At 61.9% G+C, this 16,513-nt stretch carries 16 protein-coding genes; 4 read left to right on the forward strand and 12 right to left on the reverse strand.

Translation table 11 applies throughout. The features are described from left to right. From AC097N_RS08495 to ruvC, 4 genes are read left to right on the forward strand one after another with little or no spacing between them, the layout of a single operon-like run. Nucleotides 1-759, forward strand: coding sequence for a transglycosylase domain-containing protein (locus AC097N_RS08495; RefSeq protein ID WP_479580468.1), 759 nt, complete (start codon nt 1-3; stop codon nt 757-759). 8 nt (nt 760-767) lie between these two features. Beyond that, nucleotides 768-1,379: a lysophospholipid acyltransferase family protein gene (locus tag AC097N_RS08500; RefSeq protein WP_479580469.1), complete on the forward strand. Its 612-nt coding sequence runs from the start codon at nt 768-770 to the stop codon at nt 1,377-1,379. Nucleotides 1,380-1,397: 18 nt separating this feature from the next. Then, a complete protein-coding gene (locus AC097N_RS08505; RefSeq protein ID WP_479580470.1) occupies nt 1,398-2,387 on the forward strand; it encodes a phosphatidate cytidylyltransferase in 990 nt (329 codons plus the stop codon). 42 nt (nt 2,388-2,429) lie between these two features. Further along, nucleotides 2,430-2,981 carry a crossover junction endodeoxyribonuclease RuvC gene (ruvC, locus tag AC097N_RS08510; RefSeq protein WP_479580472.1) on the forward strand — a complete coding sequence of 184 codons (552 nt, stop codon included), beginning with the start codon at nt 2,430-2,432 and terminating at the stop codon, nt 2,979-2,981. A 21-nt stretch (nt 2,982-3,002) separates the two neighbouring features. Here ruvC and AC097N_RS08515 read toward each other — a convergent pair whose 3' ends face one another. The 12 genes from AC097N_RS08515 to AC097N_RS08570 all read right to left on the reverse strand — a co-directional run bounded on the left by AC097N_RS08515 (nt 3,003) and on the right by AC097N_RS08570 (nt 16,513). Beyond that, nucleotides 3,003-3,179: a hypothetical protein gene (locus AC097N_RS08515; protein WP_479580473.1), complete on the reverse strand. Its 177-nt coding sequence runs from the start codon at nt 3,177-3,179 to the stop codon at nt 3,003-3,005. Between the two features lie 58 nt (nt 3,180-3,237). Then, nucleotides 3,238-4,161 (reverse strand): UDP-3-O-acyl-N-acetylglucosamine deacetylase, encoded by a 924-nt coding sequence (gene lpxC / locus AC097N_RS08520; RefSeq protein ID WP_479580635.1) that lies wholly within the window; start codon nt 4,159-4,161, stop codon nt 3,238-3,240. Nucleotides 4,162-4,192: 31 nt separating this feature from the next. Continuing rightward, nucleotides 4,193-5,428: a cell division protein FtsZ gene (gene ftsZ / locus AC097N_RS08525; protein ID WP_479580474.1), complete on the reverse strand. Its 1,236-nt coding sequence runs from the start codon at nt 5,426-5,428 to the stop codon at nt 4,193-4,195. Between the two features lie 145 nt (nt 5,429-5,573). Beyond that, nucleotides 5,574-6,803, reverse strand: a complete 1,230-nt coding sequence (gene ftsA, locus AC097N_RS08530; protein ID WP_479580475.1) for a cell division protein FtsA — start codon at nt 6,801-6,803, stop codon at nt 5,574-5,576. Nucleotides 6,804-6,859: 56 nt separating this feature from the next. Continuing rightward, nucleotides 6,860-7,645, reverse strand: coding sequence for a cell division protein FtsQ/DivIB (locus tag AC097N_RS08535; RefSeq protein WP_479580477.1), 786 nt, complete (start codon nt 7,643-7,645; stop codon nt 6,860-6,862). Further along, complete coding sequence (locus tag AC097N_RS08540; RefSeq protein ID WP_479580478.1) at nt 7,642-8,598, reverse strand: D-alanine--D-alanine ligase; 957 nt, start codon at nt 8,596-8,598, stop codon at nt 7,642-7,644. The genes AC097N_RS08535 and AC097N_RS08540 overlap by 4 nt, the downstream gene beginning before the upstream one ends. A gap of 5 nt (nt 8,599-8,603) precedes the next feature. After that, nucleotides 8,604-10,028, reverse strand: a complete 1,425-nt coding sequence (gene murC / locus AC097N_RS08545) for a UDP-N-acetylmuramate--L-alanine ligase (RefSeq protein ID WP_479580479.1) — start codon at nt 10,026-10,028, stop codon at nt 8,604-8,606. Then, the gene (gene murG / locus AC097N_RS08550) at nt 10,025-11,116 is read right to left on the reverse strand and encodes an undecaprenyldiphospho-muramoylpentapeptide beta-N-acetylglucosaminyltransferase (RefSeq protein WP_479580481.1); all 1,092 of its coding nucleotides are present in this window, start codon (nt 11,114-11,116) and stop codon (nt 10,025-10,027) included. The genes murC and murG overlap by 4 nt, the downstream gene beginning before the upstream one ends. Next, on the reverse strand, nt 11,113-12,369 hold the full coding sequence (ftsW, locus tag AC097N_RS08555; protein ID WP_479580482.1) for a putative lipid II flippase FtsW: 1,257 nt from the start codon (nt 12,367-12,369) through the stop codon (nt 11,113-11,115). Before ftsW ends, murG begins: the two co-directional genes overlap by 4 nt. Then, entirely contained in the window at nt 12,366-13,883 is a 1,518-nt protein-coding gene (gene murD / locus AC097N_RS08560; protein WP_479580483.1) for a UDP-N-acetylmuramoyl-L-alanine--D-glutamate ligase, read from the reverse strand. The genes ftsW and murD overlap by 4 nt, the downstream gene beginning before the upstream one ends. 2 nt (nt 13,884-13,885) lie before the next feature. Beyond that, complete coding sequence (gene mraY, locus AC097N_RS08565; RefSeq protein ID WP_479580485.1) at nt 13,886-15,064, reverse strand: phospho-N-acetylmuramoyl-pentapeptide-transferase; 1,179 nt, start codon at nt 15,062-15,064, stop codon at nt 13,886-13,888. Nucleotides 15,065-15,085: 21 nt separating this feature from the next. Then, a complete protein-coding gene (locus tag AC097N_RS08570) occupies nt 15,086-16,513 on the reverse strand; it encodes a UDP-N-acetylmuramoyl-tripeptide--D-alanyl-D-alanine ligase (RefSeq protein WP_479580636.1) in 1,428 nt (475 codons plus the stop codon).

The raw sequence follows: 16,513 nt of genomic DNA on the forward strand, positions 1-16,513 counted from the left end.
ATGAAACCTTTTCTGCGCTGGTTGGGTTTGCTGGTGGCCGCTTTTCTGGCGCTGCAACTCTTCTTCGTCGCCCGCATTGCAACCATGGCGGTCATCGACCCGCAATCCACCGCCTTTGAACGCTCGGAGGCCTGGCGCGTGCTCACCGACAGCCCAACCCTCCACTGGCGCCAGCAATGGATGCCCTACGCCCAGATCTCCGAAAAACTCAAGCTGGCCGTGATTGCCAGCGAGGACGATGGCTTTGTCAACCACGATGGTGTGGACTGGGACGCGCTGGAAAAAGCCTGGCAAAAAAATGCCAAGGCCGAGGCCCAAGCCGCCAAAACCCAGGCCATCAAGCCTGCTGCCACGATCAGCGCCAAACCCAAACCGGCGGCGCGCCCGCCCAAGATCATTGGTGGCTCCACCATCACACAGCAGCTGGCCAAAAACCTGTTTCTCTCCGGCGAGCGCACCTTCGTGCGCAAGGGCCAGGAGTTTGTCCTGACCCTGCTGCTTGAGGCGCTGCTGAACAAGGAGCGCATTCTGGAAATTTACCTCAACAGCGTGGAGTGGGGTGACGGTGTGTTTGGCGCCGAGGCGGCGGCCCAGCACTACTTTCACAAACCCGCCGCCAAACTCAGCAGCATCGAGGCGGCCCGGCTGGCCGTGATGTTGCCGCGCCCCAAGTTTTTTGAGAAATTGCCCAACTCCAGCTACATCGCCGGGCGCGCCAACGTGATTGCCCGGCGCATGGCCGATGCCGAACTGCCCTGAGAACCCTCATGCTTGCCAAGATGATGAGTTACTTTCTGCTGGGCCTGGTCCGTTTTCTGACCGGCTCGCAGGCGCGCTGGTGGGGCTGCCCGCCCAAGGCGGAGCAACGCATTTACTTCGCCAACCACCAAAGCCATGCTGATCTGGTGATGATCTGGGCCGCGCTGCCCCAAGAGTTGCGCGCCCGCACCCGGGCCATTGCCGCCAAAGACTACTGGACCAAAACGCCCTTCAAACGCTGGCTCACCACGGCCGTGTTCAACGTCATCTACGTGGCACGTGACCGCAGCGCCGACGAAGACCCGCTGGAGCCGCTGTTCGAGGCCTTGAGCCACGGCGACTCCATCATTCTGTTCCCTGAAGGCACACGCGGCCACGCCGAAGAGCCGCAAGCGTTCAAGGCCGGGCTGTACAACCTCGCGTTCAAGTTCCCCACCATAGAGCTGATTCCGGCGTGGATCAACAACGTGCAACGCGTCATGCCCAAGGGCGAAGTGGTGCCTGTTCCGGTGTTGTGCTCGGTCACCTTCGGCGCGCCAATCCACTTGCAGGAAGGCGAAGAACGCCGCGCTTTTCTGGACCGGGCACGCAACGCCGTCATCGCGCTGCGGGACGTCTGAGCCGCCCACACCCACGCCATGTACCAGACGCTGAAAAACCTCACCGCCACGCAACAGGTCGGCGCCCTGTTCCTGATCGTTTTTGGACTCCTGCTGCTGGCCAGCGTGGGCACCGTGCTGCTGTCGCTGCGCGAGCAGGACGATAGCGACGCCTCGGCGCAGTGGCATGGTGAACTGCGCAATTTCAAAGGCGTGCTCAAGACCAGCTGGCTGATGGTGCTGGTGTTCTGGATTGGCTGGCTGGCGGGGGACTGGGTGGCGCTGCTGCTGTTTGGCATGGTGTCATTTTTTGCGCTGCGGGAGTTCATGACCCTCTCGCCCACCCGCCGGGGTGACCACCGCAGCCTGGTGCTGGCCTTCTTTGTGGTGTTGCCGCTGCAGTACTGGCTGGTGGGCACGCAACACGTTGAACTGTTCACCGTGTTCATCCCGGTCTATGTGTTTCTGGCGATTCCCGTCACCAGCGCACTGGCCAATGACCCACAGCGTTTTCTGGAACGCAACGCCAAGCTGCAATGGGGCATCATGGTGTGCATCTATGGCATGAGCCACGTGCCCGCCTTGCTGCTGCTGGATTTCAAAGGCCACGACAACAAAAGCGCCTTTCTGGTTTTCTTCCTGGTGCTGGTGGTGCAAACCAGCATGATCAGCCAGCATCTGGCCTCCCGGCGCTGGCGCCGGACACCGACCGCGCCCAACATCAGCCAAAGCTTCAATTGGCCCAGCTGGGGGGTGGGCATGACGGTGGGCAGCCTTCTGGGCGCCCTGCTGGCGGGCATCACGCCCTTTGTGCCGGGCCAGGCTTTTGGCATGGCCTTCATTGCCTGCGCTGCCGGGTCGATGGGGCATCTGGTGATGAAGGCGCTCAAACGTGATCGTGGCATTCCCATCTGGCGCGGCCAGGGCACGGCGGTCACGGGTGCGGGCGGACTGCTGGACCGGGTCGATGCCCTGTGTTTTGCAGCGCCGGTGTTCTTCCACTCGGTTAAGTGGTATTTTGGCCTCTAGCCTCCGTAAATAGTGCGCAAGCAGCTATCAATTTAATAGCACATGAGAATTCTCGGCATTGACCCCGGTCTGCGCACCACCGGCTTTGGCGTGATTGATGTCGACGGTCAGGCGCTGACCTATGTCGCCAGCGGCACCATTAACACCACCAAAAACATTGAACGGGGGCAACTGCCCGCGCGGCTGAAAATTTTGTTTGATGGCATTCGCGAGGTGGTCGCCCGGTACGAACCCGACGCGGCCTCGGTCGAGATCGTGTTCGTCAACGTCAACCCGCAATCCACGTTGCTGCTCGGCCAGGCCCGTGGCGCCTGTATCACGGCGCTGGTGTCAAACGATTTGCCGGTGGCCGAATACACCGCGCTGCAGATGAAGCAAGCCGTAGTGGGTTATGGCCGGGCCGACAAAACCCAGATTCAGGAAATGGTGCGCCGCCTGCTGGCCTTGCCTGGACTGCCCGGCCCGGACGCTGCCGATGCCCTGGGTCTGGCCATCACCCATGCCCATGCCGGCACGGCCATGGCGCGCATGGCCCAGGCCGACGGGTTGGGTGGTTTAAGCAGTGGCAAGTACAAGGCCGGACGAAGCCGGTAAGCGATAGCCTCAGAACTGGCCTCAGGCCACCCGCTCCAGAATCAGCACGGCGAAAAACCCGAAGCCGGCAATCAGCGCCCACTTCAGGGTGCGCAGGCCGTACTGCTTGAACCGGGGTTGCCCGGTGGCCACATAAAAGGTGAACGACACCACGGCGCCCAGCAGCAGCAACAGAATGAGCCAGCGAAAAAGCAGCACGGTAAGACTCCTGAGTGAAGCGCAGGCTGGTGTGGCTAGCCGCGGTCGGCCGTACCAGTTACCAGGCTCTGGCGAGTTGCGCAAAGCCTTTGGGGGCCAGTTTTTCGTCTTCAAAGGTCACCACGTCCCAGGCATCGGGGCGCTTGAGCAACTCGCGCAGCAGCAGGTTGTTCATGGCGTGGCCGGAGCGGCGAGCGCTGTAGCTGGCCAGGAAAGGCTTGCCGATCAAATACAGATCGCCCATGGCATCGAGGATTTTGTGTTTGACGAACTCGTCGTCATAACGCAGCCCCTCTGAATTCAACACCTTGTAGTCGTCCATGACGATGGCGTTGTCCAGGCCGCCGCCCAAAGCGAGGCCGTTGGCGCGCATCATCTCCACGTCTTTGGTGAAACCAAAAGTGCGGGCACGGGCGATGTCTTTGGAATAAGAATCGGCGCTCATGTCGAACACCACGCGTTGACCGGTGGCGTCCACCGCGGGGTGGTCAAAGTCAATCTCGAAACTCAGCTTGTAACCGTGGTACGGCTCCAGACGCGCCCACTTCTCGGCCGCGCCCTCCCCCTCACGCACCTCCACCATTTTGGTCAGGCGGATGAAGCGGCGCGGCGCGTTTTGAAGCTCAATCCCGGCGCTTTGCAGCAAAAACACAAACGACGCTGCCGAGCCATCCAGAATGGGCACTTCTTCGGCGGTGATGTCCACATACATGTTGTCCACGCCCAGTCCGGCGCAGGCTGACATCAGATGCTCGACCGTGTGCACCTTGGCGCCCCCGGCGGAAATCGTGGAGGCCAGCCGCGTATCGGTCACGGCCAGCGCCGAGATCGGAATGTCCACCGGCTCGGGCAAATCCACCCGACGGAAAACGATGCCAGTGTCGGGCTGCGCAGGCCGCAGGGTGAGTTCCACCCGTTGGCCGCTGTGCAGCCCGACGCCGACGGCGCGGGTCAGGGATTTGAGAGTACGTTGTTGCAGCACGCGTCGATTGTAAAAGGCCATTGATCTCGGTTCAATCGGCCTGTTTGCGCAGGAAGGCCGGGATTTCGAAGTCATCCATGCCGCCGGAGGCCAGCGCGTCCACCTTGGCAGCCGCTTGGGTGCGGTCACGGGTGCGCCAGACGCTGGGGGTTGACATCGACTGGTAATCAGGCTGGGTCAGGCCGTTGGGGGCCATGCCGCCGGAGATGCTGCCCGACACGCCAGAGTTCATCGTCGGCACATGGAAAGGCACGTTGTCGGTGCCGGTGCGCAGCACTTGCAGCGGAGGCGCTGTGCGACGCGCACCCATGCGGCTCAGACCGGTAGCGACCACGGTCACGCGGATTTCATCGCCGAGATTGTCGTCGTAGGCTGTACCGTAAATCACGTGGGCATCAGGCGAAGCGTAGGCACGAATGGTGTTCATGGCCAGCTTGGACTCTGACAGCTTCAGGGAGCCCTTGGCAGCGGTGATCAACACCAGCACTCCCTTGGCACCCGAGAGGTCGATGCCTTCGAGCAACGGGCAAGCCACAGCCTGTTCCGCCGCAATGCGCGCACGGTCAGGACCGGCCGCCACGGCGGTACCCATCATGGCTTTGCCGGGCTCGCCCATGACGGTGCGTACGTCTTCAAAGTCGACGTTCACGTGGCCGGGCACATTGATGATTTCTGCAATGCCGCCGACTGCATTTTTCAACACGTCATTGGCATGGGCAAAGGCTTCGTCCTGCGTGACGTCATCACCGAGCACATCGAGCAGCTTCTCGTTGAGCACCACGATGAGCGAGTCCACATTGGATTCGAGCTCGGCCAGGCCGCTGTCGGCGTTGGTCATGCGGCGACCGCCTTCAAATTCAAACGGCTTGGTGACCACACCCACCGTCAAGATCCCCATTTCGCGGGCCACGCGGGCGATGACCGGCGCGGCGCCAGTGCCCGTGCCACCGCCCATGCCGGCGGTGATGAAGAGCATGTGGGCGCCTTCAATCGCGGCGCGGATGTCGTCCACCGCCAGCTCTGCTGCTTCGCGGCCTTTGTCGGGCTTGCTGCCCGCGCCCAGGCCACTGGTGCCCAGCTGGATGGTGCGGTGCGCATCGCTGCTGCTCAATGCCTGGGCATCGGTGTTGGCGCAGATGAATTCCACGCCCTGCACGCCGCAGCCGATCATGTGGCCCACGGCATTGCCACCGCCACCGCCGACGCCGATGACCTTGATCTGGGTGCCTTGGTTAAAAGCTTCTTCTTCAATCATTTCGATAGACATTTTGGTTACTCCTGAGGTTTCAATTGTTTGACAGTTTTTTAAATTGGGTGGGGTCATGTGTGCGTTGCCTTTCACCCCGGGGGATCCGTACATCGCCATCGCCAGTGGGGGCTGCCGCGGGCCAGCCAGAGTTTTGTTTGCATGGTTAAAAATTCCCCACAAACCAGTCTTTGACCTGACCAAAAGCGGTTTTCATCGACCCATTTTTTTGTGCCACCTTGAAGCCGCGCAGGCGTGCCATGCGGGCTTCTTCCAGCAGGCCCATTACCGTGGCAGCGCGGGGCTGCGCCACCATGTCGGCCAGGGCGCTGGAGTATTTGGGAATGCCGCGGCGCACGGGCTTGAGGAAGATGTCCTCGCCCAACTCAACCATGCCCGGCATGATGCAACTGCCGCCCGTGAGCACAATGCCGCTGGACAGCATTTCTTCAAAACCGGACTCACGCAGGATCTGGTGCACGAGTGAAAAAATTTCTTCCACACGTGGCTCAATGACACCCGCCAGCGCCTGGCGGCTGAGCATGCGGGGGCCACGGTCGCCCAGCCCCGGCACCTCCACCTGCGCGTCCGGGTCGGCCAGCATCTGTTTGGCGTAACCGCTTTCAACCTTGATGTCTTCGGCGTCCTTGGTGGGCGTGCGCAAGGCCATGGCAATGTCGCTGGTGATGAGGTCACCCGCAATCGGAATCACGGCCGTGTGACGAATGGCCCCATTGGTGAAGATTGCCACGTCGGTGGTACCCGCGCCAATGTCCACCAGCGCCACGCCCAGTTCGCGCTCGTCTTCTGTCAGCACCGACAGGCTGCTGGCCAGCGGGTTGAGCATGAGCTGCTCGACTTCCAGACCGCAGCGACGCACGCATTTGATGATGTTTTCGGCCGCGCTTTGTGCACCGGTCACGATGTGCACCTTGGCCTCCAGGCGAATGCCGCTCATGCCAATGGGCTCTTTCACGTCCTGCCCGTCAATGATGAATTCCTGCGGCTCCACCAGCAGCAGGCGCTGGTCGGTCGAGATGTTGATGGCCTTGGCGGTCTCCACCACGCGGGCCACGTCGGCGGCCGTGACTTCGCGGTCCTTGATAGCCACCATGCCGCTGGAATTAATGCCGCGAATGTGGCTCCCGGTGATGCCGGTGTACACCCGCGTGATCTTGCAGTCCGCCATCAACTCGGCCTCCTTGAGGGCCTGCTGGATGCTTTGCACGGTGGCGTCAATGTTCACCACCACGCCGCGTTTGAGTCCATTGCTGGGCGCGATGCCCAGCCCGGCGAGCTTGAGTTCACCATTGGGCATGACCTCGGCCACCACCGCCATCACCTTGGCGGTGCCAATGTCCAGCCCTACGACCAGATCTTTGTATTCTTTCGCCATATGTTCACCTGTTGATTCTGTTAACGCGACTGCCGCTATTTCTGTCGTTCTGTCTGCTACTTTTTCTTCTCTTCCGCCACCAGCGTCGTGACGCCACGCAACCGGATGGCATAACCGTTCTCATGCCGCAAATCTGCCGTCTCCAGGGCATCGAGCTTGCGCGCATAGCGGGCGGTGACCTGGGTCAGCGTGCGCAAAAATCTTTCCGTGCGGGCCTGTACGTCAGCCACCGAGCCGCCGCCGAGTTCGAGCACCGCGCCGGTGTCAAGACGCACACGCCATCCACCATGGTTCGTCAGTTCCAGCTGCTCCAGCCCGAAGTCCACCGCCTCAAACTGGGACTGCAAGGTCTGGTACATCGCCAGCACCTGCTCGGCCTGACCTTCGGGGCCACTCAGGCGCGGCAGGTCTTCGCGGTCGACTTCGCCCACATTGGCTTCAAACACTTCACCAAAGCTGTTGACCATGCGGGACTCCCCCTCAACACCCCAGTAGGCGGCCGCCTTGTGCTCCTGCAGCAGCACCTTGAGCCGGTTCGGGAATTCGCGGCGTACAACAGCCTTGCGCACCCAGGGCAAGGACTCAAACGCGACCCGGGCATTGCCCAGGTCCATGGTGAAAAACGTACCGCTGAGCTTGGGCGCCACGTTGGCCCGCAAGGTCATGGCGTTGTTGTGCGTCACCTCGCCGGTCACGGCAATGCCGTGAATGGCAAACAGGGGGTGACGCCAGACCCAACCGGCCACTGCGCCCACGACCAACAACGCAAACGCCAGAAACAGGACGGACGCCGTCATGTTCATCAGCTTCACGTCAAAGGGCAGGGGCAGATTTTTTGTCATGCAACAGCCTTGGCATAGTCCAGCGTCGCCTGCGCCAGCACCTGCACACACAGGTCCGGGTAACTGATGCCGGCCGCCTTCGCCGACATGGGCACCAGCGAATGACCCGTCATGCCGGGGGAGGTGTTGATCTCCAGCAGGTAGGGCTTGCGGGTGCGTGCATCAATCATCACATCGGCACGGGCCCAACCACGGCAACACGACACCTGATAGGCCTTGAGCACCAGTTGCTGAATATGGGCCTCTTCGCCCTCGGGCAGACCGCAGGGCACCAGGTACTGCGTGGTGTCGGTGAAATACTTGTTCTGGTAGTCGTAGTTGCCGTCGGGGGCCACGATGCGAATCACAGGCAGTGCGCGGGCCGCGGTGCCGGTACCCAACACCGGAATGGTCACCTCGTCACCGCTGATGAACTGCTCACACAGCACCTCGGCGTCATGCTGGGCCGACAGCGCATAGGCCGCCGCACACTGGTCCAGTGTCGTCACCTTGGTCAGCCCGATGGTGGAGCCTTCGCGTGCGGGCTTCACAATCATGGGGCTGCCCAGTTCGGCAAAAGCCTGCTCGGTCGCTGCCGCGCTGTCCACACGCAACCAGGCGGGGGTGGGCAGACCTTCCGCGCGCCAGATGCGTTTGGTCATGACTTTGTCAATCGCCATGCTGGAGGCCATCACACCGGAGCCGGTGTACGGAATGCCCAGCAACTCCAGCGCCCCTTGCACGGTGCCGTCTTCGCCAAAGCGGCCATGCAAGGCAATAAAACAACGCGAAAAGCCCTCGGCCTTCAGATCGGTCAGGTTGCGCTGTGCGGGATCAAAGGCGTGCGCATCCACCCCTTGCGAGGTCAAAGCTTGCAGCACGCCCTGCCCGGACATCAGCGACACTTCGCGCTCGGCCGACGCCCCACCCATGAGGACTGCCACCTTGCCAAGATTTGTATTCAATTGACTCATAGCCCTCATATTTCCTGTATTTTATGCTCTGAATTTTGTAGCAAATCAACGACTTTTGCGGCTACAGCACCAATGGAGCCGGCGCCCATGCACAGCACCACATCGCCCGCACGGGCGTTGTCGGCAATCGTTTGCGGCATGTCAGCGATGTCGCCGACAAACACCGGCTCAATCCGCCCGGCCACCCGCAAGGCCCGCGCCAGGCTGCGGCCGTCGGCCGCCACAATCGACGCCTCGCCTGCGGCATACACCTCGGCCAGCAAGACCGCATCGGCCTGACCGATGATCTTCACGAAGTCTTCGAAGCAGTCACGGGTGCGGGTGTAACGATGTGGCTGGAACGCGAGCACCAGCCGACGACCTGGAAACGCCCCGCGCGCCGCCGACAGGGTGGCCGCCATTTCAACCGGGTGGTGACCGTAGTCGTCCACCAGCGTGAAGGTGCCGCCATCGCGTGCCACGACTTCGCCATAACGCTGGAAGCGACGGCCCACGCCCTTGAAGCTGGCCAACGCACGCTGCACGGCAGCGTCATCCACATTCAACTCCACCGCCACGGCAATGGCCGCCAGCGCATTGAGCACGTTGTGATGACCTGGCAGGTTCAGCACGATCGGCAGGTCCGGCAGCACGACGCCGTTGCGGCGCTGCACCGTGAACTTCATCTGGCCGTCCATGGCCACCACGTCCACCGCGCGCACCTCGGCACCTTCATTGAAGCCGTAGCTGGTGATCGGGCACGTGACTTGCGGCACGATGTCGAGCACCGCAGGATCGTCCGTGCACAAAATGGCAGTGCCGTAAAAAGGCATGCGGTGCAGAAAATCAACGAACGCACCTTTGAGACGGCCAAAGTCGTGCCCGTAGGTTTCCATGTGGTCGGCATCAATGTTGGTCACCACGGCCATCACAGGCAGCAGGTTCAGGAAGGAGGCGTCCGACTCGTCGGCCTCGACCACGATGTAGTCCCCCTGCCCCAACCGCGCGTTGGCACCGGCGCTGTTCAGACGGCCGCCGATCACAAAGGTGGGGTCCAGACCGGCCTCAGCCAGCACGCTGGCCACCAGGCTGGTGGTGGTGGTCTTGCCGTGGGTCCCGGCAATGGCGATGCCTTGCTTAAGGCGCATCAACTCAGCCAGCATCAGCGCGCGTGGCACCACGGGGATGTGCCTCTCGCGGGCAATGAGGACTTCAGGGTTGTCGGACTGCACGGCGGTGGAGGTGACCACGGCGTCGGCCCCGTCCACATTGGCCGCGGCGTGCCCCACATAGGTCTTGATGCCCAGGTTGGCCAGGCGCTTCAAGGTGGCGCTCTCGCTCAGGTCCGAGCCTGAAATGGTGTAACCCAGGTTGAGCAACACTTCAGCGATGCCGGACATGCCAACGCCACCGACGCCGACGAAATGAATATGACGAACAGCATGTTTCATGCAGCTAACTCCTCGCAAGCGGCCACGATTTTTGTGGTCGCATCAGTTTTTTCAAGTGTTTTGGCCCGTAGCGCGCATGCAAGCAGCGCGGGACGCTCTGTTTTTTGTAGCATTTCGGCCAACCACTGGGGACTCATGTCTTTTTGGTCAACCAGCCAGCCAGCCCCCTGCGCCACCAGGAACCGGGCGTTGGTGGTCTGGTGATCGTCCACCGCAAAGGGGAAGGGCACAAACAGGGCTGCGGCACCTATTGCCGCCAGTTCGGTCACGGTGCTGGCACCAGCACGGCAGATCACCAGGTCAGCGTCGGCAAAGGCTTGTGCGGTGTCGTCAATAAACGGTGTGAGTTGCGCCTGTACACCGGCGGCGGCGTAGTTGGCACGCAACTCGTCAATCTGCTTGGCACCGCTTTGGTGAATCACCACCGGCCGCTCATTCATGGGGATGCGCGCCAGGGCCTGGGGCACGATGTCATTCAGGGCCCGGGCACCCAGGCTGCCACCCACCACCAACAAACGCAAGGGGCCTGTTCGGCCGGCAAACCGGGTCGCCGGATCAGCGCCGCCGATGAAGACCGGACGCAAGGGGTTCCCCACCCAGACGCCTTTTTTGATCACCGACGGGAAGGCGGTGAACACGCGTTTTGCCACGCTGGACAACACCTTGTTGGCCATGCCGGCGACTGAGTTCTGTTCATGCAACACCAGCGGCGTGCCGGTCAGGGCACTCATCATCCCGGCCGGGAACGTGATGTAGCCGCCCAACCCGACCACCACGTCAGGCTTGACGCGGCGCAGCACCTGAAGGCTTTGCCAGCAGGCGCGCAACAGGCGCAAGGGCAGTTTGACCACGGTCGCCAAGCCCTTGCCGCGCACGCCTGAAAAATCAAGCGCCTCAAAGACAAAACCCTGGGGTGGCACCAGACGGCTTTCCATGCTCGGCTGCTCTGAGGTGCCCGTGCCGCCCAGCCAGTGCACACGCCAACCGGCCTCACGCAAAGCCTGCGCCACGGCCAAGCCCGGGAAAATATGGCCGCCCGTGCCACCGGCCATGACCAGCGCGCAGCGTTGCCGTGCGTGGGCGCTCATACGCGGCCTCCATGCATGAGTTGCCGGTTCTCGGAATCGATGCGCAGCACCACGGCAATCGCCACCAAATTGACAATAATGGCCGAGCCGCCATAACTCATCAGCGGCAAAGTCAGGCCTTTGGTGGGCAAGGCACCCAGATTCACGCCCATGTTGATGAAGGCCTGAAAACCCATCCAGATGCCCACCCCTTGCGACACCAGACCGGCAAACACCCGGTCCAGCGCGATGGCCTGGCGGCCGATGTGCATCATGCGGCGGGTCAGCCAGAGGAACAGGCCGATGACGCACAGAACGCCGATCAGACCGAACTCCTCGCCAATCACGGCCAACAAAAAGTCGGTGTGCGCCTCGGGCAACCAGTGCAGTTTTTCAACGCTGCCACCGAGCCCCACGCCAAAAATCTCACCGCGCCCGATGGCGATCAGGGAGTGGGTGAGCTGGTAGCCTTTGGCCAATGCATTCTTCTCGCTCCAGGGATCGAGGTAGGCAAAAATGCGTTCGCGGCGCCATTCACTGGAAGCGATGATCAAGCTGAAGGCCACCACCAAAATAGTGGCAATCAGAAAGAACATGCGGGCGTTGACGCCGCCCAGAAACAAGATACCCATGGCAATCACGGCAATCACCATGAAGGCCCCCATGTCGGGCTCGGCCAGCAGCAACACCCCGATCACGGCGACAGCCGCCCCCATCGGCAGCACGGCGCGGAAGAAACGCTCCTTGACGTCCATCTTGCGCACCATGTAATCCGCCGCATACAACACCACCGCAAACTTGGCGAGCTCGGAGGGCTGGAAACTCAAAGGCCCCAGGGACACCCAGCGGCGTGCGCCATAGACCACCTTGCCAACATGCGGAATCAACACCGCCGCCAGCATGACCAGTGAGGCCACAAAAATCCAGCGCGCTGATTTCTCCCAGGTTGCCACCGGGATCTGAAACGCGATGAGCGCAGCGACAAACGACATGACCAGCCACATCACATGGCGGTTCAGAAAATAGGTGTGCGTGTATTTGGCGAACCTGGGGTTTTCCGGCATGGCGATCGAGGCCGAATAAACCATCACCAGCCCCCAGGCCAACAGCGCGACGGTGACCCAGACCAGGGCCTGGTCAAAGCCCACTTCACGCGTGGGGGCGCTGCCAGTGGCTGCGCGCCGGGTCGCACCCAGACGCACCGGCAGCACATCACCCGCAGGCGTGGCACGGTTGCCAAACCAGCCGGTGAACAGGGTGCCCAATGAGCTCACGGCGAGCCCTCCATCTGGACGCCTGCGGCACTGGCGATTTCGCCAACCGCCTCGATGAAAACACGCGCGCGGTGTTCATAGTTGTCGAACATGTCAAAGCTCGCGCAGGCGGGCGACATCAGCACCGCATCCCCTGCGTGGGCCAGGCGGTTGGCCTGCACCACGGCCTGCGCCATGGATTCAGCCTCCACCAGCGTGACACCCGTCGCCTCAAGCGCGGCACGAATCAGCGGCGCATCGCGCCCGATCAACACCGCCGCGCGGGCATAGCGGGACACCGGTTCAGCCAGCGGCGCGAAGTCCTGCCCCTTGCCTTCGCCCCCCAGGATGACAATGACCTTGCGGTCCGCACCCAGACCGCAAAGTGCGGCGACCGTGGCGCCCACATTGGTGCCCTTGCTGTCGTCAAAAAATTCCACTTCATTGAAGATGCCAATCGGCTCCACGCGGTGTGGTTCGCCCCGGTATTCACGCAGACCATAGAGCATGGGCCCCAAGGCGCAGTCCGCCGCCGAGGCGAGCGCCAGGGCTGCCAACGCATTGACGGCGTTATGCCGACCCCGGATGCGCAGGGCATCCGCCGGCATCAGACGCTGGATGTGGATTTCTTCCTGTGCTTCATGGCGCTTGCGCCGGGTCTCATCCGCTTCAAGTGCCCGCACCAGCCAGACCATGCCGTTGACCTGCTCAATGCCAAAGTCACCCGGGCGCCGGGGCATGTCGCCACCGAAGGTGACATGGGCACGAACCTGAGGGCGCTGCAACTTGACCCGCGCAGGCTCAGGCAGCATCGCCATCACCAGCGGGTCTTCGCGGTTGAGAATCATCAGGCCCTGCTGGCCAAAGACGTGGGTCTTGGCAGAGGCGTATTGCGCCATGTTGCCGTGCCAGTCCAGGTGGTCCTGCGACATATTCAATACCGTACCGGCCGTGGGTTCAAACGTTTTTTCGCCATCAAGCTGGAAACTCGACAGTTCAATCACCCAGACTTCGGGCAGCGTGTTGGCGTCGATGTGCGCGGATAAGGTGTCCAGCAAAGTGGGGCCGATGTTGCCCGCCACCGCCACTGTTTTGCCCGCGCGGCTGACCAGTTGACCCGTGAGTGAGGTCACCGTGGTCTTGCCATTGGTGCCCGTGATGGCGAGGACCTTGGGCAGGTACGCCGCCGTGGTCTTCAATTTCTCCAGGGCTTCAGAAAATAAGCCTAATTCGCCTGTAGCCCATATATCCATTGCGCTAGCAGCTATTAAAACAATAGCAACTTCCGCAGGCGCCAAACCCGGACTCTTGAACACAGCCCGAATGTCACTGCCTTCCACCAGTGCGGCAGCAAACGGCCCGCCCACAAAACGGGCCGCCGGAACGTCGCGCTGCAGCGCGACCAGTTGAGGCGGGGCAGTTCGGGTGTCCGCCACCGTCACCTGCGCGCCGCAACGCGCGCACCAACGCGCCATGGCCAGACCGGACGCACCAAGGCCCAGAATGAGAACGTGTTGGTCTTTCAGGTAATCCACAATTACCTCAGCTTCAAAGTCGACAAGCCCACCAGGCACAGCAACATGGTGATGATCCAGAAACGAACCACGACCTGGGTTTCTTTCCAGCCGCTTTTCTCAAAATGGTGGTGCAGTGGCGCCATCTTCAGCACGCGACGGCCCTGGCCAAACTTCTTCTTGGTGTATTTGAAGTAGGTGACCTGCAACATGACGGACAAGGCCTCCACCACAAAAATACCGCCCATGATCGACAGCACAATTTCCTGGCGCACGATGACCGCCACGGTGCCCAGGGCCGCGCCCAGGGCAAGCGCCCCGACATCGCCCATGAAGACCTGCGCCGGGTGGGTGTTGAACCACAAAAACGCCAGACCCGCGCCCGCCATGGCTGCGCAGAAAATCAGCAACTCACCCGCACCGGGAATGTGAGGCAGAAAGAGATAGCGGGCATAGACCGAGCTGCCGGTCACGTAGGCAAACAAACCCAGGCACGAACCCACCAGCACCACCGGCATGATGGCCAGGCCATCCAGACCGTCGGTGAGGTTCACCGCATTACTGGAGCCCACGATCACCAGGTAGGTGAGGACGACAAAGCCAAACACACCCAGGGGATAACTGATTTCCTTAAAGAACGGCACCATCAAACCGGCTTTGGGCGGCAGGTTCAAGTCAAAACCCGACTGCACCCATTTGAAAAACAGCTCCAGCACCCGCATGTTGGAACTCTCCGAGATGCTGAACACTAGGTACAAAGCGGCGACCAGGCCGATGACCGATTGCCAGAGGTACTTTTCACCGGAGCGCATGCCTTCGGGATCTTTGTTGACCACTTTGCGCCAGTCATCAGTCCAGCCGATGGCGCCAAAGCCCAGCGTCACCAGCAACACGATCCAGACAAAGCGGTTGCTCAGGTCAAACCACAACAACGTGGAGACCGTGATGCACAGCAGGATCAGCACGCCCCCCATGGTGGGCGTGCCACTTTTGCTCAGGTGGGACTCCATGCCGTAGCCCCGAATGGGCTGACCGATCTTCAATTCAGCGAGACGACGAATGACGTACGGCCCAGCAGCCAGCCCCATCAAGAGCGCGGTCAGCGCCGCCATGACGGCGCGAAACGTCAGGTACTGGAAGACCCGCAGAAACCCGAGTTCAGGCGACAACGACTGCAGCCACTGGGCAAGAATTAGAAGCATTGCATGCTCCGGCAAGACATATCAGGCCACATGGGCTTTTTCCTTTTGTTGTTGTGCATGGGCCGTGATGGCAAGTACCACCCGCTCCATCTTCATGAAACGCGACCCCTTGACCAGCACGCTGCTCAGCATGGGCAAGGCCGCCAGCGTGGCCGCTTGAATCGACTCCATGTCTGCAAAATGCTGACCTGCACCAAAGCTGCTGACCGCAGCCGACGACAGATCACCCAGCGTAAACAAGGTTTCAATACCCAGCTCACGCGCCAGTTGACCGGCCTCTGCGTGAAACTGGGGACCCTGATCACCCACCTCGCCCATGTCTCCCAACACCAGCAGGCGGGGACCGGGGAGCGCGGCCAGCACTTCCATGGCGGCACGCACGGAATCAGGGTTGGCGTTGTAGGTGTCATCCACCAGGGTGATGGGGCGGCCAGCGTGTTCGACCACCAGCGCGCGGGAGCGGCCTTTGACCGGTTCAAACGCGGCGAGACCCTGCGCGATTTGCGCCAGCGGCACACCTGCCGCCAAGGTACAAGCGATGGCTGCCAGCGAATTTTTGACGTTGTGCAGGCCCGCAATGTGCAAGGCATAACTCAACGGGCCCGCAGGCGTCGTGGCGCTCACCTGCCAGGCGTCGCCTGCCCACAGGGCCGCCGTGCATCGAACCTCTGCGGGGCTGGCCACATCGTCCGACACGCAAAACTGGAGCGTCGCACGCTGACCGGCCTTCGCTGCCCAAACACGGCTGTAGAGATCATCCGACGGGAACACCGCGACACCGTTATGGGCCAGCGCATCGATCACCGAGCCGTTTTCCTCGGCGACGGCTTCGACCGTGGACATGAATTCAAGGTGCTCGCGCTGTGCATTGTTGACCAGGGCCACCGCGGGCTGGGCAATGGCGGCCAGTACGGTAATTTCGCCGGGGTGGTTCATGCCCAGCTCCACCACGGCAATTTCGTGATGGCGGCGTAGACCCAGCACGGTGAGCGGCACGCCAATCTCGTTGTTGAGGTTGCCCTGTGTCGCCAGAAATGCCTGCGGTTTGTACGCGCGCAGGATGGCGGCGATCATCTGCGTGACCGTGGTCTTGCCATTGCTGCCGGTCACGGCGATCAGTGGCAAGGCAAATTGCGCCCGCCAGTGAGTCGCCAGCTCCGCCAGCGCCAGCTTGGCATCGGGCACGACCAGACCGGGCAACCCAGCGGCGTGCAGCAGCGCCTGAACCTCGCCCCGGGTATCGTCCTGGCACAGGGCGGCCACGGCGCCCTTGGCTTTGGCTTCAGCCAGAAAATCATTGGCATTGAAGCGCTCACCCCGCAGCGCCACAAACAGGTCGCCGGGTGCCAGGGTACGCGTGTCGGTATGAACGCGGCTGAAAGCAGTCGCACCGTCGCCCACCCGTTGTGCGGCGGCCAGCCACGGCAGGCATTGCTGCAAGGTCATCAT

The sequence above is a fragment of the Rhodoferax sp. LS1R11 genome, from assembly GCF_056521395.1.